This window comes from Coprobacillus sp. AF33-1AC, assembly GCF_003475785.1.
Classification (GTDB): Bacteria; Bacillota_I; Bacilli_A; order Erysipelotrichales; family Coprobacillaceae; genus Faecalibacillus.
Window position 1 is genome coordinate 1 of sequence record NZ_QRQB01000028.1, and the last position, 25640, is coordinate 25640.

At 30.3% G+C, this 25640-nt stretch carries 11 protein-coding genes, 1 pseudogene and 1 riboswitch; of the genes and pseudogenes, 2 read left to right on the forward strand and 10 right to left on the reverse strand.

Translation table 11 applies throughout. The features are described 5' to 3' along the window. Both DWZ53_RS09570 and rlmD read right to left on the reverse strand, forming a co-directional pair. Positions 1-360 (reverse strand): annotated as a pseudogene (locus DWZ53_RS09570) (TnpV protein); the annotation flags it as partial. Positions 361-391: 31 nt separating this feature from the next. Beyond that, positions 392-1807 (reverse strand): 23S rRNA (uracil(1939)-C(5))-methyltransferase RlmD, encoded by a 1416-nt coding sequence (rlmD, locus tag DWZ53_RS09575; RefSeq protein WP_118433895.1) that lies wholly within the window; start codon positions 1805-1807, stop codon positions 392-394. A gap of 100 nt (positions 1808-1907) precedes the next feature. Here rlmD and DWZ53_RS09580 point away from each other — a divergent pair, with 100 nt between their 5' ends. Together DWZ53_RS09580 and DWZ53_RS09585 are read left to right on the forward strand one after the other, a co-directional pair. Further along, complete coding sequence (locus DWZ53_RS09580) at positions 1908-3047, forward strand: GTP-binding protein (RefSeq protein ID WP_118433897.1); 1140 nt, start codon at positions 1908-1910, stop codon at positions 3045-3047. A gap of 1 nt (position 3048) precedes the next feature. Further along, the gene (locus DWZ53_RS09585; RefSeq protein WP_118433899.1) at positions 3049-3996 is read left to right on the forward strand and encodes a GTP-binding protein; all 948 of its coding nucleotides are present in this window, start codon (positions 3049-3051) and stop codon (positions 3994-3996) included. A 356-nt stretch (positions 3997-4352) separates the two neighbouring features. Here the strand turns inward: DWZ53_RS09585 and DWZ53_RS09590 are convergent, their stop codons facing one another. The 8 genes from DWZ53_RS09590 to DWZ53_RS09620 form a co-directional block, all read right to left on the reverse strand. After that, a complete protein-coding gene (locus DWZ53_RS09590; protein ID WP_118433901.1) occupies positions 4353-9977 on the reverse strand; it encodes a discoidin domain-containing protein in 5625 nt (1874 codons plus the stop codon). An 80-nt stretch (positions 9978-10057) separates the two neighbouring features. Then, positions 10058-11074, reverse strand: a complete 1017-nt coding sequence (locus tag DWZ53_RS09595; RefSeq protein WP_118433903.1) for a LacI family DNA-binding transcriptional regulator — start codon at positions 11072-11074, stop codon at positions 10058-10060. Between the two features lie 17 nt (positions 11075-11091). Beyond that, positions 11092-12432, reverse strand: coding sequence for a glycoside hydrolase family 1 protein (locus DWZ53_RS09600; protein ID WP_118433905.1), 1341 nt, complete (start codon positions 12430-12432; stop codon positions 11092-11094). 127 nt (positions 12433-12559) lie between these two features. Then, the gene (locus DWZ53_RS09605; RefSeq protein WP_118433907.1) at positions 12560-17185 is read right to left on the reverse strand and encodes an SHIRT domain-containing protein; all 4626 of its coding nucleotides are present in this window, start codon (positions 17183-17185) and stop codon (positions 12560-12562) included. 51 nt (positions 17186-17236) lie between these two features. Continuing rightward, positions 17237-17319, reverse strand: a riboswitch (cyclic di-GMP riboswitch). A 111-nt stretch (positions 17320-17430) separates the two neighbouring features. After that, positions 17431-17676 (reverse strand): hypothetical protein, encoded by a 246-nt coding sequence (locus tag DWZ53_RS09610; protein ID WP_118433909.1) that lies wholly within the window; start codon positions 17674-17676, stop codon positions 17431-17433. A gap of 21 nt (positions 17677-17697) precedes the next feature. After that, positions 17698-20187, reverse strand: coding sequence for an InlB B-repeat-containing protein (locus tag DWZ53_RS11450; protein WP_369831772.1), 2490 nt, complete (start codon positions 20185-20187; stop codon positions 17698-17700). A gap of 45 nt (positions 20188-20232) precedes the next feature. Then, entirely contained in the window at positions 20233-20361 is a 129-nt protein-coding gene (locus DWZ53_RS11455) for a hypothetical protein (protein WP_255415322.1), read from the reverse strand. Between the two features lies 1 nt (position 20362). Next, positions 20363-25348, reverse strand: coding sequence for a fibronectin type III domain-containing protein (locus DWZ53_RS09620; RefSeq protein ID WP_118433913.1), 4986 nt, complete (start codon positions 25346-25348; stop codon positions 20363-20365). Positions 25349-25640 lie beyond the last annotated feature (292 nt).

Consider the following 25640-nt stretch of genomic DNA (forward strand, 5'->3'; position numbering starts at 1 on the left):
AACAGTTCTCTTTAGAATTGTCCAATAAAGTGTAACCTATCCAATTTACCGCTCTGACCCATTCCATCTGATTACGAGCTTTCAATTCTTCTGTAATCCCCTGCCGCTCCATCATCTGACGCACCAGAATATCCATCCTTTCCTGTGCTTCATCGTCTACAGCATTCAGATGTTCTGTCAATCTGTCTTCCAACATATACAGTGAATACATTGCCGGACGATGCTCTTTCAGATATGTTTTCCGCATCATTCCATATTTCCCATAATGCAGTTCTTCATCTGTACCGATAAGATTCGGATAATAAATTCCATCTGCGCCAAGTGTGTAGGTTCCACCCATTTTTCAAATGTGCTTTTCATGTGTTATTCCTCATTGAAATCAGTGATGTCCTTAGATCATCGTAAAATATTTCAGGGCAGCCTTGATAGCTTCTTCCTTCTCTTTCGAGCATTGTGGAACTCTTGCATTTTCTGATTTTGGAAGATTATAGTTTTCTACCACTTCAATTCCACATTTACGTTTTACCTGAGAAATATATAAATTTGAAACCTTCAAGCCAAATTCTTTCAGCACATAATCTTTGATTTCCTGATAGGTTGCTTTCAACTCGGCACTGGTAGCATACAGCTCGTCCAGGTCTAAGTCAATCTCTATCGTATCATCTGGTTTTTGTTGGGACAAAAGAACAACCGTCTCAACATGACTGGTATACGGAAACATATCATATAAATACATATCTTGGGTTACATAACCATACTTTTTAAACATCAATAAATCTCTTACTTGGGTTGTAGGATCACATGAAATGTAAACAACCTGTTTAGGCTGTAATTGATTTGTAGCTTGAATGAATTCTTTCGTTGATCCACTACGAGGTGGATCCATAATCAAGATATCTACTTTTTGTTTCTCTTTAGCCATATCTTTCATAAAAGATGTAGCATCTGCATTAATAAAATGAATATTCTCTATCTTATTCATTCTTGCATTATTTTTAGCGTCTTTTACAGCATCTTTATTTAATTCTACACCGATGACTTGTTTGACTTGATTTGAAAGTGTCATTCCTATTGTTCCTATACCACAATAAGTATCAATAGCGACTTCATTACCTTTTACATTTAATAAAGATAAAGCTTTTTGATATAATGCTACACATTGATCATGATTAATTTGATAAAAAGATTTTGATGATATTTTATATTGTAAACCGCACAATTCATCTACAATAAATCCTTTTCCATAAAGAACTTTCTCTTCTTGTCCTAAAACTATTGGTGTTTTCCTTTTATTAACATTCATCACAATGGTTTTAATAGAAGGAAATGCCTTTACTAATTCCTGACAAAAGTTTTTAGATCCTTTCATCATATTTTCATTACATACAAGTACAACCATTGTTTGGTCTGTTTGTACTGCCCTTCTAATTAATACATGTCTTAAAAAACCTCTTTGTCTTTTTTCATCATAAATAGATACTCGATATTTCTTTAACATTCTTTGTATTTTTTTTAATATCTCATCCATAATAGGTTCATGTAATAAACACGTATCATAAGGCACAATACGATGACTACTTTCTTCATACAATCCATATTGATATTGTTGATTAAAAGCAACAATAACTTTATTACGATATCCAGTTTCATGAGGTGAACCTTGAATATCATGTACATTTATTTTAAGATTATTTTTCTTAACTAATTGTTTAATTTTATTTGTTTTATCTAATAACTGTTGGTGATATGATTCATTACTATAAAAACATCCACCACACCTTTTAAATATCGAACAATTGGTTTTCATACATTCCATCCTTTACACTTTAGATACAATTATTATATCATAAGTGACATTGTTTGAAGAGAATAATAAGTAGTGTTATAATCTAAATCGAGGTGAAAATATGAGTAAAGTAGATATTATTTCTGGCTTTTTAGGAGCTGGAAAAACAACATTAATTAAGAAATTAATTAATGAAGCTTATTATGATGAAAAGATTGTATTAATAGAAAATGAATTTGGAGAAATTGGTATTGATGGTACCTTCCTTCAAGATTCAGGTGTCACTATTAATGAAATGAATTCTGGATGTATTTGTTGTAGCTTAGTTGGTGATTTTGAAACATCACTTAAAGAAGTGTTAGAAACATATCATCCTGATCGTATCATTATTGAACCATCAGGAGTAGGTAAATTAAGTGATGTTATCAAAGCAGTACAAGATGTTCATAGTCATGATATTGAACTAGATCATTTTATTACTGTTGTAGATGCTAAAAAATGTCGTATGTACATTAAAAACTTTGGTGAATTCTATAATAACCAAGTTGAATATGCTTCACTTATTGTGTTAAGCCGTAGTCAAGACTTAACAGAATTCCAATTAAATGAATGTTTAGAATTATTGAAAAATATTAATAATCAAACTCCTATCATTACTACACCATGGGATAAACTTGATGGTCAAGATATTTTAAATGCTGGTCTTGTAGATTTACAACATGAAATCTTAGAAGATGAACATGATCACGAATGTTGTGGTCATCACGAACATGATCACGATCACGAATGTTGTGGTCATCATGAACATGATCACAATCACGAATGTTGTGGACACCATGAACATGATCACGACCACGAATGTTGTGGACACCACGATCATGATCACAATCACGAATGTTGTGGACACCATGAACATGATCACGATCACGAATGTTGCGGTCATCACGAACATGATCACGATCACGAATGTTGTGGAGGACATCATCATCACCATGCTGATGAAGTATTCCAAAGTATTGGCTTTGATACAGCTAAAAAATACAGCAAAGAAGAACTATCTGATATCTTAAATAAATTAAGCAACGAAAATGTTTTACGTGCTAAAGGATTTGTTGATAGTGATGATACAGACTGGTGGTATTTTGATTTAGTACCAGAAGAATTTGAAATTCGTTTAGGAAAGCCAATGTATACAGGTAAAATTTGTGTTATTGGTAAAGATATTGATGAAAATAAAATGAAGGAATTATTTTTAGGATAGTATGGAAAATAAAGTAAGAGTCTATTTATTTACAGGATTTTTGGAAAGTGGGAAAACATCATTTATTCAAGATACTGTTTTAAATGATGATTTTCATTATAATGAAAAAACCCTTATTCTTTCCTGTGAAGAAGGTGTTGAAGCTTATAATGAAGAAGCCTTAAAAAAAGCTGATTGTGATGTCGTTTACGTAGATGATGAATCAACGATTACGCCTGATTATTTAAGTGAACTTAACCAAAAATATCATCCAACTCAAGTTATGGTTGAATATAATGGTATGTGGAATAGTCAAGAGTTCATTCACGAAAAATGTATTGATCCATGGATGGTTGTCCAAGTTCTTACAACAATCAACGCTGAAACATTTGATATTTATTATAATAATATGCGAAGCCAATTCGTAGATCACGTTACTCAAAGTGATTTGGTTATTATTAATAGATGTGATAAAAACACTAAAAAATACGTAGTACGTGGCAGTATTAAATCTTTAAATCCTCGTGCTCAAATCATTTATGAAAACAAAAATCATCAAATAGAAAACATTACCAGTGATGATTTACCATATCAATTAAATGATGAATATATTGAAATCAAAGATATGGATTATGGTATTTTCTGTATGGATATTATGGAACACCCAGAAAACTATGAAAATAAAACTTTAAAACTTAAAGCTCAAGTTATTGGTAGAGATAAAATTTTAAAAAATGGTTTTGTTTTTGGTAGACAAGCTATGGTATGTTGTAGTGAAGATACGCAATTATTAGGACTTGTATGTGTAAGTCCTCTTGCTGATAAATTGATTCCTCATGAATGGTTAACTCTTGAGGGCACAATTGCTGTAGAATTTGATGATTCTATTCAAAGTCAAATTCCTATTTTATATGTTGATAAAATAGAACCTGCTAAACCATTAGATAATGATTATGTTACATTTGATTAGAAGTCTTAGACTTCTTTTCTTTAAAAATAAAAAAGGCCGAAGCCTTTTTTATTTTTAGAGAAAAGAGATATCTATTATTTACCTGGCATATCTATTCCAGAATTTATGATATCAAAATCATAAATTAAAGAGAAGAACGAATTATTGAAGATGTCTTTGTTAAAATGTTTTAGGTAAATGTGTTTTTTATATTGTTCACTTAATTTGATGGAAAGGTAAATATAATGTTACAATATAATGTCTTCAATATTTAATTATGTTGTTTTCTCTTTACAAGTATAATTTATCACAATTTGTCTTTTGTTAAAACATTTTAGGGTCATCATGTAACATGTAACCGACTTTGAAACAAAATGTTAAGATATTCTCTTTTTAATGAATATAATACCTAATAAACTCATCATCAATATCACAAATAATCCTGTTAAGTTTGTAGAATCAGTATCTTTTGTTTCTACATTTTCTTTTTTATTTACATTTTCGTTCACTGTTTTATTTTCTTGAACAGTATCATTTGATCCTGTTTTATCATTATTCACTTTTTCAATTTGTTTATAAGCATTTTGTAGTGAACTATACATTTGATCAATTTCTGCTTGAGTTGCATTATCATTATTTAATAATTCTTTACTTTGATTCAATAAAGTAATAAGTTTACCTGTATTTTGATATTGACCTAAATCAAGTTTTTCTATTTCTTTAACAAGTTGACTCAATTTGTTTTTGTCAGCTTTTAAAACTAAACTATTTAACATAGTTGTTAAAGATTTTGTCATATCATCTATTTCTGTTTGTGTCACATCTACTTTATCTAATAATGCTTTTGCTTTTGCAACCTCACTGTCAAGTTTTAATAATGAAGCAGGTGTATACTGACTTCGATCAATAGATGTTGCTTTAATAATAGTATTTTGTAATTTTTCTTTATTTACTTTTAATTGTAAAGAATTGAATGCTTGTTGTAACTCTTGAGTTGCTTTAGCAATTTCATCTTTTTTAGGAACTGCTTTTTCATATGCATCTTTTGCTTGTTGATATTTTGTTTTTAATACTTGTAATGATTGATCAGTATATTTTGATTCATCAACATTTTCTACTTTATCTAATAATGCTTTTAAATTTTGATATGATTCTTGGGTTACAAGATTATCTCTTACATTGTATAAATCTTGATAAGCTTTTAAAACATCATCATTTGTTGCTTGATCATTATCAACAACTGTTTGTGCTTTTTGTAAATAAGTATCTAATTCATTTAAAGTTGCTTCTAGATATAATGAACGATCTAATTTCTTTATTTCCTCCATTAAAGCAATTAAGTCTGTTTTATCTCCTTTTAAAACAAGTTGATTTTTTGCTTCTGTTAATTCATTACACATGTTATCAACTGTTTCTTGACTACTATTTTTATCATTATAGACATCTTGAGCTTTTGCTAATTTATCTTTTAATTGTTCAAAAGAAGCTGATGTATATAATGTTTCATCAAGTTTACTGTATTCATCAATTAAAGTTTTTAAGTAATCAAAACTTGCTAATTTTGTAAGACCAGTTATGCTATCTTGTAAATCTTGTTTAGCTTTTAAGATGCTTGATGAAGTCGCATCTGCATCATTCATGACTTTAAGTGCATCATCTAATGCTTGCTTAAAACGTTCACTAGAACTTGGTGTATAAACTGAAGTATCAATATCTAAATTCATATAGTATAAATTTGTAAGTTCACTTTTATCTAACGCTTCACCATAAACTTCTACTTCCCATAATGAATATCCATAAATGCTACCTGGTTTAACACCTTGCATTTTTACATATCTAGCAGTTACACCATTGTAGTTATAAGTTTCAATACCACCATTTCCATTTGTTATATTGCTAATATCTTGCCAATCTTTACCATCTAATGATACTTGAATCTTATATTCTGTTGCACCACTACCTTCCCAGTTTAATTTAATTTGATTAATATTGTAATAATCATCTAAATCTACATAAATCCATTGATTAGATACATCCTTTTTATTATCTTTTTGTCTTAAAGAAACCCATCTTGATTCTTTATCTTTAGTTGCATCTTCACTGCCATCAAAAGCTTTTGAAGCCCCATATTGACTCTTGTATTCACTAGAAGCATAAGCTTTTTTATTTAATGCTAAATTTGTTGTCGTTGGTTGTTTAACACGAAGACCGTAAACTTCAAATTCCCATAACGAATATCCATAAATACCTGAAGGTTTTAAACATTCAACTCTTACATATCGAGCAATACTTTGATCAGCATAGTCAAATGTTCTTTCTCCTGATTTTCCGTCATTTACAACAGATAAATCTTTCCAGTTTTTACCATTTGATGAAATTTGAATCTTATAATCTGTTGCACATGCTCCTTCCCAATCTAAGACAATCTTAGATATATCATAGTAGTTTTCTAAATCTACATAAATCCATTGATAATCAACATTTTTATTTTGATTTTCTTTTTTTCTAACTGATACCCAACGTGACTCCTTACTACCATCAAATGCTTTAGATGTACTATGTTCAGATTTAAAAGTACTAGAAGAATACGCTGGTTTATTTAAGGCAATATTTTGATTTTGATTTACTACTGATGATTCTTTACCATAAACTTCAACTTCATTGATACCAATACCATAATTTGTATTGCTTACACATCTTGATTTATAAGAATGAATCTTTACATAACGTCCATAGATAAAATCATCATAAGTATGAATATCTCTTAAGGATGAATTAGTTTTTGATTCACTTACAACATTCCAATTTTGTTTATCATCTGATACTTCAATTGTATAATCATCTGAACATGCCTTTTCCCAATCAATTTGAATCTTATTTATTTTAGAATATTTTTCTAAATCAATAATAATCCAGTTATCATCACTAGCTCGTTTAGATCCCCAACGTTTCTTTAAATCACCATCAACTGCATTTTCTTTTTTCAATTCTTCACTGTATTGTGAGCTTACTTCTACTGGTTTATTTAAAGCAATATTATCGTAATCAATATCTTCTTGTTCTTCACTACCGTAGGCAACAAGTTCAAAAAGGCTGACACCATAATTTTTACCACTGACAATTCTTGTTTTAGTTGAATGAATTTTTAAATAACGTCCAGAAACTGCTTCATCAAATATATATTGATCTTTTAAAGATTCATTTGTTTTTAATTTATCTTTGACTACAGTCCAATTTTGTTTATCATCAGAAACTTCTATACTGTATTCATCCGAACATGCTGCTTCCCATAAAAGGTCAATAGCATTAATTGTGCAGTTCTTTTGTAAGTCTACAATAATCCAGTTATCATCACTGTCACGTTTAGAACCCCAGCGAGTATTCGTATTTCCATCAATAGCGTTTTCTTTTTTCAATTCATCACTATATTGTGAACTGACTTCAACTGATTTTTTATATGTTAGATTTGCTTTTTGATCCCAAGTTATTTCTTTAATTTGATAATTGGCATCATTTGATTTTTTCATCACAATTTTAATATAAGGATAAATACCATTAATATCGATACTGTCTTTATTTGATTTTGTTTTTTGATTAACATTCTTTAAGAAAGTATAGTTAATACCATCTTGAGAAGTATAAATATCATAGTCTAATGCGTAATGATCACCCCAAGTAATATTAAGTTTTGAAAGATATTGATCTTTTCCAGTAAATATTGTTAACCATTCTTCACCATTAGTTTGACTTTGCCAATATGTTGTTTCATCATTATCAAAAGCACATTCTATTTCATGTGATGAAGTTGATGAACTTGCTTGATAAAGATTACTCTCATTTTCTTTTAATGTTAATGATGATCCTGTATAAGGAGCAACAGGACTTAAGAAAGTTGTATTTGTCTTTGTGTTATTATATTCTAATTGAACATTTGTTGTAACACTGCTTTGACTATCTGATGTAGCAAGTGTCATCTTTCTCTCATCTGTTGATTCATCAATAATAAGACTGCAAGGTTGATCAACTGTAATTTTATATCCTTTTTTATATTCCAATGTTCCGGCTTTATAGAAATTAATTTGTGTTTGTTTTAAGGTTTCATGTCTTACAGCTTGAACATTTTCATTATTTGCAACAATCGTAATTGGATTGTTAGTAGCATATTTTGATACTTGATCACTTGTTTGATTTGGTAAAATAATATAAGAATAACTTTGATTGTTTGGTTTTAATCCATGATTAATATAAGCTTTAAATGTTCTTGGTGTTGTTTCCTTTTTTTCTTCAGCCCATAATGATGGATTATCCTTTTGATAAGCATTTGAAACTGTAACAGTTGTTTCATCAGGGAAAATATAACCAATTTTATTGTTATATACCCATTTAGCATCATTCACTTCTTTTGTTGTATCTTTAGATATTGCTGTTCCATCAACTAAAACATCATCAGCTTTTGCTTGATTTAATGTTGTATGAATTTCTGTTGATTCACTAGAAGTAATACCAGAACCTAAAGCCACAATTTCATCATCAAAGAAGAAATAACCTTTGTTAACTTGTGTTCCTTTTTTATCCATAGCATAAGCAGTTGCTCCATATTGACCATTTGAAACACCAATTGTGTGGCTTGTACCATTTGTAAAACGTCCCGCATTAGAATAATCTTGAACGACTCTTGCTGCCGTTGTTGTACCTGGACAGTGTGCCCAATCATATGTAGGATATACTGTTGTATATTCATCACCATCAACAGAAATAGTAGATGCTGCTGAAGAAGTCCAATAAATCAATTGTCCTTGATTTCCATTAGGCCAACTTCCACGCCATTCACCACCAATAATTTCATCAGAATCCATCTTGATATTGACCCCATATCCATTTCTCATATGAGATGCATATCCTGATCTCCACATATAATAATTTCCATTTTTACCATTAGAAGCTTGAGGGTTTTCAATATTATTTAAAATATCTTGATATTGTTTAGCATGAACTTGATCAGAAGCAATCATTCTTTTTAAAGGTTCAATATATTCTGCTGCATAATTTTTATATCCTACAGAATATTTATATTCACGATATCCTAAATATAATTCTTGTAAATCTCCACGGATAGTCCAACTTGTACCATTAATCATATAATCAGCCATACGATTGATAACATCTTCACCAAGTGAAAATGATGTATCTCTAAGCATATAAATCCAAAAGCTCATATCTCTAAACATAGACATACCATAGCCATTAGAATAGAACTGTTTACCATGCATATAGAAACTATTATCTACTTGTACTGCTTCTGCTGTTTTATTATCCTTTTGGGTAACTAAACAATAGCTCAAGTAATTTTCTACCATGTCTTGTAAACGCGTACTATCATCTGTAAGTAATGCATAATAAACATAATTTTGATCAAACCATAAATTATTTTGACCAGTACCATATTTTACTGGTACTTTTTCAAGAAGTTTGTCTAACATGATATTTTCTACATCATCATCAACAACATCTTCTAAAAATAAAGCAATACGAGAAAAACGTAATTGTACACCTACTTGATTTTCCCACCAGTTTGTTGAACGAGGATTTTGCCCCTTCCAATACTGTAATGCTTTTTCTAATTTTTCAACGACTTCTTGTTTTTGATACAAAGCATTACCTTCTTTACTATATGCAATCGCAATCGCTTGAAGACGATCTAACGCTAAATAAGGAGACCATGCTGCTCCGTTAGCGGCATTATTGTTTGCTTTGTAGTTGACATCATCAAAAGATCCATCTTCTTGAATAAGTTTTAAATAGCTATCAGCTTTTGAAACATAACAAGTTTCTACTTTTGATCCATCGTCTATCGTATCTAACGATAAGAAGTAGTCTTTTAATCTTCCTTTAATTGTTTCGATTTCTTGACTTGATGTTAAACCAAATGTCACTTGAATTGATGAAAGTGACATTGTAAAGACAACAAATAAAGAAACCATGACTTTTAATATTTTCTTCATTTTACGTCCTCCTGTAAACGCTTTCTAATTATATATTGCTACCTCTTTACTTTAATTTCAATTTAGATTAACTTGAATATTTATTTTTTTAAAGAATCTCGCTCAATAATTTTAGTTGACAATAATTGTGTCATTTGCACATCATCTATACGATGAATACGATCAATAAGCTTATTCACTGCTATTTGTCCCATCAATTCCTTTTGTACTTGGACTGTCGTAAGTTTTGGCATAGTCTTATTACATAGAGGTGTATCATCAAACCCTGTAATTCCTATGTCATCAGGAACTTTGATATTCATTGAATTTAAAGCATTAAGTAGTGCAAAGGCATTAGAATCATTTGCACATATAAAAACATCAGGAAGTTCTTTATTCTTTAATAATTCAACTATTTTATCAATTCGATTATCTAATACATATTTTTCAGTATCATGTAAAATAGAATATTTTTTAATATAATCATCAACACGAGAAGTAACATGCCTATTTGTTAAAGCATGCTTATACCCCATAAAACGTTCTGAAAAACTTAATGAATAATCCAAATCACCAAAAAAGCCAACATTTTTATAACCTTTATCTAACACATGATTTGTTATTAAATAACCACCTTGTTTGTTGTGAGTTAAAACACAATCACAAGTATCTCCTAGTGATGTAAAATCAACAAGTACCACACATATTCCTGTTTTCTTGAGCTTATTTAAATTTGTATCTGATATTTTACCAACAACTAAAATACCAGCAACTTTACGTTCAAGAATACAATCCGGAAATTCAAAATCGTCATCTTCAAAATAATTAAGAATCGATGAATATCCTTTATTTCTTGCTTGTTCTACAATTGAACGTAAAACAATAGAATAAAAGTGTCCTGTATTAGCATAGTAACTTTGCATTAAAATACAGATATTTGTTTTAGAAAAGACAGAAAGATAATGATGTTTTTCATTAATATATCCCATTTCATCTGCTGTTTTTAATATTTCTAAACGCATGGCATCACTCACACCCGGTTTTTCATTTAACGCTATGGACACAGCATTAATTGATATATTTAATTTTTTAGCAATATCTTTCATTGTCACTTTCATTTTCTTATATCTCCTTTTTATAAATCTTCTCCATTACTGGCAATGACTTTTTTATACCATTCAAATGATTTCTTTTTAATTCTTTTCATATCCTTTAAATCATCATTGTCCCTATTTACATATACAAAACCATATCTTTTCTTCATTTGTGCACGACTACTTAAGATATCTATTGGTCCCCACGATAAATAACCGCGACAATCGACTCCTTCACTTACCGCTATCTTCATTTGTTCAAGATGCTTTCTCATATAATCTATACGATAATCATCATTGATTTGACCATCAACTATTTGATCATCATAACCATATCCATTTTCAACAATATAAATAGGCATTTCATAACGATCATATAACTGTCTTAAAGTAATACGTAAACCAATTGGATCTATCGTCCAACCAAATTCAGACATTTCTAAATAAGGATTCTTTTTAATCACTACATCTTCAATATTAGTTAAACTCTCTTGTCCATAATGACTGATCGTAGACATATAATAACTAATAGCTAAAGCATCTGTTTTCCCTTTCTTTAAAATATCAAAATCATTTTCTTCCATATCAGGCATTGTTCCTTCATTTTTCATATTAGCTAAATAATAAGAATTATAATGTCCTCTAGCAAATACATCTAAGAAAACAAAGGCTTCACTTTGTGCTTTCATAGATTCTAATGTATCTAAAGGATGACAAGTTTCTGGATAACTTTGAACAATTGTTGCCATTCCTAAAACAAGTCCACCCTTTTCATGAATATATTCATTAACCAAACTGTGAGCAATTAAAGTATTATGCATAATTTGATTATCAAATCTTATTGGATTTTCATCTTCAGGACAAACAGCACCAAAGAACATTTTTGGACCTTTTTGTAAGATACCATTTTGTTCATTAAAGATAATCCAATATTTCACTTTATGACTATAACGATCTACTAATTTTTTACATAGTTCAACAAAGATATCAACAACCTTTCTACTAGCAAAACCATTATATTTTTCATATAAAAATACAGGCATTTCAAAATGGTAAAGTGTAGGAATAGGTTCTATTCCCCTTTCTATCAATCCATCAATAAAATGATCATAAAAATCAAATCCTGCTTCATTATAAGTTTCTTCATCACTCATTAATCTAGACCAATCAAAAGAAAAACGATAAGCATTAAATCCTAATTCCTTATATAAATCAAAGTCTTCTTGATAACGATGATAACTATCAATCCCATCTTTAAAATCAGAAAACTTTCCTGATACTGTCAAATCACAAACTGCAGGAACTTTACCTCCTTCTAAATAACCACCTTCACTTTGATGAGCTGTAACAGCTCCTCCCCATAAAAAATCTTTTCTTAACATATAATTCTCCTTTTCCATGTATCATCTTTAATGATATAAAGTCATTACTTGAAATTCAAGCAACATTAACTTGAAAATAAAAAGAATTCAACCTTAATAGATTGAATCCTTCTTAAAATTGACTTTATTATTTCATTTTCTTTTTCAACGCTGTAAATAAACCACATATTGAAACAAATAACATTGAACAATAATACATGATTGGTGTCATATCACCAGTAACAACATGATTTCCTCTTTGTTTATGATGATTTAATTTTTCATTGTAAGTCTGCTGCCCATTTTGATTTGCTCCGCCATTATTTGAAGAAGATTGTTGATTATTTCCTCCAGAACTTGATTGATCTTGTTTTTTTACAAACGTCCATGTTCCTGTAAATTCAACATCTGCTTTATTAATTTCCTTTTCATCATCATCAAATCCTTCAAAAACCCATACACCATCATCTGTATACACTTTAGTCACATTATCTTTTAAAGATTTAACAGTCACTTTATCTTGATTAATATATTCTTGATTATCTGTTGGAAGCAAGACTTTTACTTTATCTGGTAATTGTTTTCCATCTTTACTTACAAATATATATTTTACATTATACACATTTGGTGTAAACTTCCATACTCCTTTAAATTCTACATCGAAATTATTTACTGTATCTTGATTTTTGTCCCATGATTCAAATGTCCATGTTCCGTCATTTTCTTCATCATTAATCTTAGTTTGTGTTAATTCCTTAACATCTACTTCTGTACCTGATGTATACTCTTGATCGTCTTGTGGAAGTAAATTTTTAATAATATCTGGTAATTCACTTCCATCTTCGCTTTCAAAGCTATATTTTACTTTATGAATATTAGCTACAAATTCCCATGTTCCTGTAAATATAACATTATCTTTATTTACTGTTGCTTTTCTTTCACCATTGTATCCTTTAAATACCCACTTTCCATCTAAATCTGTATCTTCTACTTCTACTTGTCTTGGTGATTGAGCTGTCACTTCTGCTTTATTTAGATATTTATTTGTATCAGTTGGTTTTAGATCTTTAACAGATTGTGGTAACTCTTTTCCTTTTGTTCCACTTTCAAATTCATAACTTACATTATATTGATTTGGTGTAAATTCCCATGAACCAGTAAATGTGATGCCCCCTTTTTGCATATTCTTTGCTTGATCATCCCATTTATCAAAAGTCCATGTTCCATCATTAACATCATCTTTATATGTTGTTTGGCTCGGTGCTAATGCTGCTACATTTTTATCTTTTACATATAATGTTTCATCTGTTGGTAAGTATTGAATAATATCGTTTGGTAACTGCAAGCCTTCTGTTTTACTTGCAAATTTATATGTTACACCATATTTGTGTGATTCAAATTTCCATACACCTTTAAAGTTTACATCTGCTTTATTAACTGTTTTTTGTTCTTTATCCCATTTAACAAATGTCCAAGTTCCATCTCTTGTTTCATCTTCATAACTTGTTTGTGTTAATGCTTGAGCTTTTACTGTTGTTCCTGTTATGTAATTTTGGCCATCTGTTGGAATTAGGTTTTTAATCGCTTCTGGTAATTCACTTCCATCTTCACTTTCAAAGCTATATTTTACTTTATGAGTATTAGCTACAAATTCCCATGTTCCTGTAAATGTTACATCGCCTTTATTTACTGTTGCTTTTCCTTCACCATTGTATCCTTTAAATACCCATGTACCATCTAAATCTGTATCTTCTACTTCTACTTGTCTTGGTGATTGAGCTGTCACTTCTGCTTTATTTAGATATTTATTTGTATCAGTTGGTTTTAGATCTTTAACAGATTGTGGTAACTCTTTTCCTTTTGTTCCACTTTCAAATTCATAACTTACATTATATTGATTTGATGTAAATTCCCATGAGCCTATAAATGTGATACCAGCGTTAGTCATTTCTTGTGATTTATGATTCCATGACTTAAATTTCCATGTTCCATCATTTATACTATCTACATATTGACTTTCTTGTAGATCCAATGCTTTAACAATACTTCCATTTTTATAAAGTGTATTATCTGTTGGCAAGTAAGAATTAATCGCTTTTGGTAATTCTTTTCCTTCTGTTCCACTTATAAATGTATAGTTAGCTTTATGTCCAACGCTAACTAACTGCCATATTCCAACGAATTTCACATTTCCATTACTAATGGTATCACTTTGTTTATCCCATGAAATAAATTGCCATGTCTCCCCATTTTCTTCATAGACATTGCTTGATGGTTCCTTTGCATCAACATGTGCACCCTTCACGTAATCTTCGTTATCTGTTGGTAAATATTGATTAATGGCCTCTGGTAAGTTTTTCCCTTCTGTTCCACTTTTAAATTCATACTCTGCGTGGTAAACATTAGGAATAAATTCCCATGTTCCTGTAAATGTAACATTAGCTTTATTTACAGTTGCTTTTCCTTCACCATTATATCCTTTAAATACCCATGTACCATCTAAGTCAGTATCTTCTACTTTTGTTAGTGTAGGTACCTTTGCAGTGATTTCTGATTGATTTAGATATTTGTTTGTATCAGTTGGTTTTAAATCTTTTACTGCTTCTGGTAACTCTTTTCCTTTTGTTCCACTTTCAAATTCATAGCTTACTTTATATTGATTTGGTATAAAATTCCATGTTCCTGTAAATGTAATACTATCATTCTGGATAATTTGTGATTCATTATCCCATGATTGAAATTTCCAAACACCATCGTTATCTTCATCTGTATATTCATCATACTTCTTATTATACTCACTATTAGCTACTATATCATCTTTATAGTATTCATCTTCATCAACTGGTACCAATTCTTTAAGTGCTTCAGGTAACTCGACACCTTCTGTACCACTTTTAAATTTATATTCAGCATGCTTACCAATATTTAAATTAGTACTAATATAACAGTTGCTCGCTGAAGTATGACGCTCTAAGTAGAATAATGAAAATTCACATTTTTGTCCATTTAAAATACCATTCGCTTGAGCAAACTCATCTACGTTTAATTCAATATCTGATGAGTAATGAGCTCCCCCTAAATCAGCTGCCAACTTTCCATTAATGAAAACATAAACATCATCGTCACCTCTGAAATTAAAATACTGATTAGCTCCTTTTTTATAAATAAAGTCTCCCTGTACTTTCATTCCAAAATTATAATTATGATTTTGTGGATCAGTTACATTATTATCACTAAATTTTTCACCGTCCAAATAATCTAATGGGAAGAAACCATGGGATTCATTTCCGCTATCATCATTATAGAACTTATTTCCATCATATTTAGTTTTTATCCCAGCATCAAATGTATATTGAGCTTGGTTTCCACTTCCTGTATTTTTTAAAACCATTTGATTATATTTATCAGCTTTTTTATTTAAACTGAAATCTTGATTAAAGAAATTCTTTAATCTTAAATAGGCATAATCCATACATGTAAGACAATCATCTACACTATTTAATTGTCCTTGATTATATTTTGTTTCTGTTTCATCATAATCACCCAATGGTAATGAAAGGCTGTTTTCAGGATGAACACTTAGCGCTGCGATTCTTGATCCTGCTTTACCATTAATTCTTAGTTTGATTGTTCCAGTACCCTGAGGAACGGATATATTTTGTTCATGACTACCACTTATATCCTCTAAATTTACTGTAGTCAAAATTCCATTATCATCTAAAATATCAATACTCATTCCATCTGCTTTAAACCCATTATCACCTAGCCAATAACTTAATATAATGTTTTGATTAGGCAAAATATCTGTTTGGTATGTAATAGAAGCATCGGTTAAACATCCTACACCATCACCTACTTGTTGAAAATAAACTTTACCATTGTATAGCTGACCACCCGCTTTAGTATATTGATCATAATTAGCAGATTTCCAATTTTCAGAGATAAATGTTTTACCACCTTCTCCCAAATAATTTTCTGATGTTATGTTTGTTTTAGTATTTGTTAATTTAGCAATAGAAAACTTTAAATCATCTTTTCCATCATCATCTCTATAAATATCAATAATAACTTGGTCATGATTACCAGTATTAAATTGTGTTGCATTATTATCCAATAGAACTTGTCCATCTAATGTCTTAATTTGATACTTGATATTTTCATTTGTACGCCAATAACCAAAATTATAATCTGTATTCTTTTCAACATTGACTATATTTGTTAAATGATCATTAAACCCTTTATTAATGACTCCATCGCCTTCATGTTGCCAGACTAAATCCTTACTACCTTCATAAATGAGTCCATCCTCTGTCTTAACATTTTTGCTTGAATCCATATGCCAGCTATCATAAAAATAATGATCATCTTTTTTATTTAAAATATCAGAATACGTAGACCCACTTGATTGCATTTTACTAACTAAAGTGTTATATATAGCAAACTTTCTTAAATTTGCATCATCTTTAACGTTTCTTTGAATAGTAGCAGCAGCTGAAACAATCGAGTTTTTCTTATATACCGGATTACCATCTTTCCCTAGTACTGACTCTACTAATCCTTGAGTAACTTCTCCATTATTTGATTCTTTTAAACCTAGCGTATCCATTCCTAATCCTAATGCATACTCATAAAATAACCCATCAGCATCAAAATCATATAATTGTACAGGTAAATTCATTATATCATTTTCACTAGCATAAACAGGAGCAGGCACCATTGAAAATGCCATTGATAATACTAATGCATAAGGTAATGTTTTCTTTCCTCTTTTCATTTTTCTTTTCTCCTCCTCAATAAAAAAACCGTAGTCATCCGCTTCATCGCTCTATGCAACTCAGCCAGCATTCCTTACGGTTAAGCCCTGTAGCTTTGCGTCACTATTTTTCAATAGTTTTGCCAAATAAATTACATTTATATAATATACTTTATTTGTAAAAGAAAGAATGAAAACGCTTTATCGTGTAACATGTTTCATTTGTTGTAACAAAAAAGGTGTCGACTAGACACCTTTAGATTATTTTAATAAAATTTTTTATTTAAAGAGAAAAGAGTACATATAAAAGATTTAGCGTCATTAATATCTTGAAAACAAATATTTGATCCACTAATATATTGCGCCGCATCATTCCATTCATGAATAGAATAATCATTAGAATCAATTTGTTTTAATTCATTTACTTGATTATTTGTCATATAGAAATTACCACATAAATCAGATATATATAAACCTCCGCTGATTTCTCTCATACGTTCTAATAATTCCATACTTTCCTCCTTATCTATATTTTATTCATATTTTCTTTTTAATAATGTAAGTCCTAAAATAGCGCCAAATAATCCAAATACATAAGTCATCATCATTGTATCATCACCTGTTTTAACAGATTTTTTAGTAGCTTTTTTAGCTTTAGATGCTTTTTTAGTAGTTGTAGTATTTGATTGATTACTATTTGATGAACCATTATTATTTGATGTTTGTTGATTACCACTACCATTATTTGAAGAATCAGCTTCAACAAATAATGCATAAAGTGTTACATCACCATTAACTGGTTGATTAAAATCAAAAGCATTTTGATAATTTACATCACTATACCAACCTTTAAATACGAATCCTTCTTTTGTTGGATCTGCAGGTTTAGCTAGTTTTGATCCTTCTGTAACAGTTTGTTGTTGCCTATTAATGGTTACTGTGTAGATTTTCAAGAAATGTGCATATAACTCAACATTATTTTTTACACCTTGTGTAAAATCAAATTTTTGAGTGTATTGTTCGTCAGTGTACCATCCATCAAAGATATATCCATCTTTTGTTGGATCAGCTGGCTTATTAATTGTATTTCCTTCTACTACAGTTTGCGTTTGACCATTAATTGTTACAGTACAAACTTTTAAGAAATGAGGATATAAATGAATATCTGATGTAATAGTTTTAGTAAAATCAAATTTATTTTTGAATTGTCCATCTGTGTACCATCCATCAAAGACATATCCTTCTTTTGTAGGATCTGTTGGTTGGCTAATTGTTGTTCCAGCTTCAACAACTTGTTCTTGTCCATCAATTATTACTGTACATAAACGTACAAAATGAGGATAAACAGTAACTGAACTTGTTATTGGAGCATCGAAATCGAATGGAGTTGTATAAGATGTATCAGTGTACCAACCTTTAAATACATATCCTTCTTTTGTTGGATCTGTTGGTTGTGCAACCTTTTGTCCATCTTCTACTTCAATAGTTTGTCCATTCATTGTTACAGTATGCACTGAAACAAAATATGGATAAATTTTTGTATCACTTGTAATTGGTTTGCTGAAGTCAAATTCTTGAGTATGATCTTCATCAACATACCAACCTTTAAATTTAAATCCTTCTTTAAATGCATCATTTGGTTTATCAATAGTTGTTCCTTCTTCAACAATTTTTTTATCACCATTGATATCAACAGTTACTAATTTTACATATTTAGCATAAATATCAATATCATAATCAATGGATTCATTAATATCAAATGCATCATTACCATCTTGATCTTTATACCAACCTTTAAATGTATAACCTTCTCTTTCACTAGGATCAGCTAATTGTCCTAATTTATCTCCTAGTTTGACTTTTTGAACTTGTTGACTAGCAGCATTAGGATGAACTGTAACATTAACATAGTCATCTACATATTCATCAGCAACAGTCATAATATCTGATCCATCTATTTTTGCTACTGTATAACCAGTTGGGTTACCATTATTACGATAAATTTCTCCTAGTGTTGTTAATTTACCAAGTCTTGACTCATCAATTCCATTAGATATATCTGCTTTGTTATAGAAAAGAGCACTAGATGATCCATTAAAACTTGTACTATCAAAAGTAAACCAAGCATATCTTTCAACAAAATCTAAGTTATTTAATTTTTTCATCAAAATAGCCATATATTCTTGAACTGCTTGATTATGTTCACTTTGCTTTCCGTCATATGGATGCCAGTTAGCATCATTGGCAGAAGCAGCATGTTCGGTAATCCAGATTGGTTTAGTATATTTTTCATATACATTAGTAAGATAAGTTACAAAACTATCCGCCGCTTTTTCTGGTGTAAATCCTGTATTATCATTATCCAACCCAATATAGCCTGGATATGTATGAATCGTAATAAAATCATCTTTGACAGATATTGCTCCCCAATAGTTTTCAAACCAACAATTAGCATCAGTTGTACTACCCATTGTAGCCGGTGAACCAATTCTTAAACCACTATCATGGAAATCTTTGTTATATGATGCAGCTACGTCTGCTTTAATATTTGATTCATTAACATAATCTGGTTCATTAAAACTTAAAACTGTACTATATCCTTTTGCTTTTAAATTAGCTAATGTATTTTTGATATTAGCACTATTGTTATAAATCATTGGTACATAGTCTAAATCATGATTAGCTACATTTGTTTCATCAAATGGTTGTGTTCCCCAGTTATAATACCAAGATAATCCTAAGTTTTGTGAATAAGACAAAGAATTACTTGCTCCATTATTTTCTGAATAGAAACCTAAACCCTTTTTTGATACAAAGAAATTTCTAATACTTGTAGATACTTTCGTATCATTGTCTAATACTGCTAAAATTTTAACTTGATGTTTTTCTACTTTTGTAGAATAAACACTACAACTTAATTGTTTTCCATTTTGTTCAATTTGAACATTTTGTAAACTACCATCTAAATAAACTTCATATTTTTTTACATCAGTATTTTCTAATGCATTCCATTTAATTTCAATTGGACCGGCAGGAACAAGTTGTCCTTTTTGTGGATAACTTACTGCTTACGTTTTCCATGAATTATATGGATTAACATATTCTTCTGCTTTAACAGCAATACAATCAGGAGTAAAGAACAACATCGCACTTATTAGTGCGACAGCTGTTCTTTTAATAAATTTTCTTTTATTCATATTAATGAGCTTTCTTTCTCTTTAATACGACAAATGCAACGAATGCTACACCAGCAAATAATACATATCCTAAGATTTGTTGATTATCACCAGTAAGAACTTTACTTAATGCATTTGATTTTTTAGTAGTTGTTTGTTTGTTTCCTGATTGATTATTTTTGTTTGTATTGCTTGTATTTGTTGGTTTTGAAGGAGTAGATGGATTACTTGGATCTGATGGTTTTGATGGATCTGTTGGATCTGTTGGATCTGTTGGATCTGTTGGATCTGTATTTCCATCATCTATTAATCTTAATTGTTTGATTGCATAATCTAATTTATCTGCTTCTTCATCAACCACTTTTTGATCTGGAATCATATAATCATTGCTGAATAATTTAGCAACTTGATGTTCATCATTAAAGAATGTAACTGTCTTTAATGTATAACGATCATTTTTGTAGTTATCGCTTGCTACGATATCTAACGCTTCTTGTCTTAATTGATTTAATCTTTCATAATCAGCTGGTTTTAATTTTAAACTAATAATAGCGTCATATAAATCTTGATATGTTTCATCAATAGTAGCTTGATCATTAATGTTAGCATCTTTGATAACCATTCTTGCTTTATTTAAGTAATCTAAGAATTTAGCTACATTAATATAATATTCATTTTGGAAATATTCACCATCACGAATATTTTCTTCTGCATATTTAATTAGTTTTTCTAAGTCCCCAGTATTAGCAGGCAATAATAATAATTGATCAATACCAGCATTAACGTTAGCAGCTCTTGCTTCAATTAATGCTTGACTACGTTTATCTAAATCAGCTCTTTGATCATATAAATCTTTACCTAATCCATAATAGTAATCAAAGAATTCTTTAGTAGCTGGAACATATTTATTATTTTTATAATTATTTCCAGCAATAATCTTATCAGCACGATCTAATGCTTTCTTTAATGGAGTTAAATCAGCATCATCAATGACTAATTCATCCATTGCATTAACTAAATCTTTAGTTGCTTTAGTTAATTTATCTTGGTCTGGAGCTGTTAAGATATCTCCATCATCACGAGCATCAGCTAAAGCTTTTGCAACTTTGTAAGCTTCATCAAATGCTTTTTTACTATCTTTTGTATAATATTGACCTTTATAGTCAGTGGATTTTCTAATGATTTTAGCTTCAGCTAAAGCTTTATCTAAATCAGTATAATCTGCATCAGCAATAGCTAACGCTGCATAAGTATCTCTGATTTCATTAGCTTTTTCACTTACTTCTTTTTGAGTTAAACGATGTGGGATATATTTTCCACCTTCTTGTTCTTGTTTGAAGTTTTTATAGATTGGTTGAATTTCATCCATGATTTTTTCATATGGATCAAATGTTTCTTTAGTATAAATTTTACCTAAATCTAACTTATCATCACAATCTTCATATGCTCCAACTAATTCAGTGATATCTACATCACCTTTTTCATTATAAGGATTTAATCCTGTTTCTTGAATCTTGTTATAGTTTGTACCACGATTACAAATACCATTTCTATAATTTAAGATATGTTTACGTGCCCAACCTTCACCTTTTGTACCAGTAGCTTTATCAATACCACTACTTACACTTTCACCAACATCATTGATGATATGGTTGAATTTTTGTAATACACCATCATCTTTAGCGAATGTTTGTGTACATGCGTTTTCAATTAATACATCTTCAGTATTTGGTACTTCAATAGGGTTATCTAATTGAATTTGTACTTCAGATGAATCATAAGTAGGACCAGTATAAATAAATACGTTATAAATACCCATACCTACAGCATAGTGATGTTTAACTTTATTTGAAACTTTATATGCTGAATATCCATTGACTAAACCTTCATGTGACATCCAAGCTTCTTGTGAAATTGGGTCATAACATTTTTCGTTTTGTAAGAAATATGTTGCTCCATATTCACCATTCCATAATACGTCATTTTTGTTAAAGTGTTCATCGAATAAACCATACATATGAACATGATCACCATTAACGATCATACCATAATCTGAACGAGTGTTTTCCCATGCTACCCCAGCACCATGGTCAGCACGCCAAATCCAGAAGTGATCATTGATTACATCGTTACTATTAATAACTAATGCGTTTTCAGCTGTTGTTGCTTGGTTTGTTGTACCACCAACACGGAAGAATAAATCTTGTAATAACATTGGATTGTCATTATGTCTTTTATCTGTTTTTTCTTCCCCAACTTTTAATAAATATTTAGATTTTGCTTTAGTTCCAGCATCAAATACTAATCCTGAAACTGTAATACCATCTTCGTCTGCAACTTCAATTGCTGCATCTTTGTTGTCAGCAACGATTGTTGCCATACCTGTACCTAATACGATTGTATCAGGATTATTAATTTTAATGACTTCATCAGCATCATATTGACCTGGTGTAAAGAAAATATTTTTACCTGCGTCTAATTCTTCATTGATTTTAGCTGCTGTATCTCCTTCTTTAGCGATATAGAATTTGTCTAATGACATAACTTGACCTTCACCCATATCAGTTTCAGACCAGCTAATACCTTTTGTATCCTTTCTTAAACTTGGAACGAATACTTTATATTCTCCATCATCATCTAAGAATAAGAATGGTTTTTCTTTAGATTCAGGAGTTTTTGTAATACTTGTTGTTACACCAGCTGTACCATCTGTTGCGATGTTCCAATCAGTATAACCATTTCCGTTTAATAAAGCTGTACCAGTTTTATCATTTGGTAAACTTGCTGAATCAACCCCAATGTTGAAGTTGTTTAATGAAGTACCAGCAGCACTTCCTTTAATAACACTATTTCTTGTGAACCATTGTTGTTGAGATGGTGAGCATGCATCTGATGCGAAATAACAATCAGCAGCATATCCGCCTGAGTTCCATCCATATGACCAGTCATAACTTGTTTTACGAGTTGAATAAACACGTCTAAGTGGAGCAGCTTGAGCTACTGACCAGTTAAAGTAATCTTTTTTATTGTTTAATGATCTACCATCAGTAACTTCTTCAGCAACTGTTGCATCTCCAGTACCTACAACTGAAATATTTTCAGCTGAACGCCAGAAGTTACATGTTGCATTACGCCAGTTACCACCTTGGTCTCCCCAATAATCTCTTCCATCATAACTTTTACTATCTCTTACATAGTCTAAGTATGCTGGAACTTCGATATTGTTTAATTTAACATCATAAGGTGTTTTACCTAAACCACCGATGTGTGTGTAGAAACCTACAGGAATACATGCTGTTGCTACATAATTACCTGGTTTATAGTAAATTGCATAATGTCCACTATTAAATTGAGCGGCTTCTGAGTTATTTTGTTTTTTGAAGATTTCTTGAACAACTTTGTTAACTGTATCAATATTGTCTGTTGGAGCAATAAAGATCATGTTTTTACCAAATTTAGTTGTTTCAAGTGAAGTATATTCTTCAGATAATGATGAATCACCATTTTTGTTTCTAGCAACTAATTTATAGTAATTTTTATATTTATCTGAATTAATGTTTTTATCTACATATTCTGTTGAAGATGTAGTTCCAATTTTTTCATAATTTGAAGCAAATGCACTTTGAGCACGATATACATCGTATTCAGTTACATCTTTAATCGCATTCCAAGATACTTTAATATTTTTACCATCTTGAACTGCTTTCATATCAGCTTTTGCAACAACTGGACGAGGTCCATCTTTTGTATGCATTTCTACTTCTTCGCTTGAAGTTTGAGGTGCATCACCTTTTACTGTATAAACTTGAACAGTATATTCTGTTCCTTTTTCTAATTCTGTTAAATCAACTTTATTGTCTTTTGTTTGAATTTCTTTTGCTGCTTTACCAGTTCCGTTATTTTTTGGAGTTACAACAACTTTATATCCTGAATAAATTGCACCTTTTAAAGCATCCCAAGATACTGTAGCAGTTGTATCTTCAACTTTACTTACTTTTACACCAGTAACAGCTTCAGTAGGCATTGCAGTATGAATAATGAATTTTTCATTATCAGTTGGTTCTGCTAATTCGCTACTTACCATTTCACCATTAGTTACAGTGATTAATTTATTGTTTCCAGAAGTTTCTCTAAAAGAAATTGTTCCATCACCATTTGGTTGGTATTTGATTGATTCCCAACCAGCTTTCATATCTCCGTCTTGTTCAGTGACTTTTTTACCACCGTCTTTACCAGAGTTAAAGCATAAATTATATTTTTTAGATTTGAAATTGATAATTGAATTATCATCAGCATTGATTCTTTCTTCAAATCTCATATCATCTGAGATATTACCATTTTCGTCAGCTTCCCCATTAACTAATACTGGGTTATTTACAGTACCATCAAATTTAATATATTTTCCAGTAGCCTTATGTTCGATATAAACTGTAAAATCTGTCACTGCTGCATCTTTAACTAATTTGAATATAGCTGCTTGACCTGCAGTTTTTACACGTTCAATTTCTCCAGTATTTGTTAAACCTAAATACCAATTTTTAGCAGTATCACGAATTTTTACTTCATTATCTGCAACTGGTTCTAAAATATATTCATGTTGATCAGTTCTTTTATCACCATCAGCAAAAATATAATTATTTTCACCTTCTGCACGAATAGGATAATTATCTCCTAATCCTGTACTATACATATCAACTCTAACTTCACCACCTTGTAAATTTCCTTGGTTTGTTGATTTGATAATGCCTAATGCAGATGTATTACCGATTTTGTCTCCATCTTCGATGTAAACACCATCAGCACTACCGTGTACACTATAAACACTTTGTTTAAATGTAACAGCTTTTTTGCTATCACTTGCTACAAGTGCATATGTTGCTGTATCATCTAAATCTAATGTAAATGATGCTGCACCAACTGATAGTGGGTTAAGTGCCCCAACAACCATCGCTAGTACTAATACAAATGCACATACTTTTTTATTAAGTTTACTAAGCTTTGTAATCATTTCTTTTCCCTTCCTTATTATTTTTTATGATTGCATTGAAGTGGCCGGCTTCATGCAATCCCTTACAAATAGAATGTTTTGACACATTCACCGTAATGTCTTTTTACATCACATGTACAAATTATCACATTTTCTTTATTTAGAGTATAATTTGGGGGCTTCTTGTAACCTGTTACAGGTTTTGTAACAAAACTGTCATATTTGCCGAAAATAAAAAAAGAACTCCAAATTTTGGAATTCTTTTGGGCTATTCAAATAATTTAGGGGGTTCAACTTTGGGGGTCTACTTTAG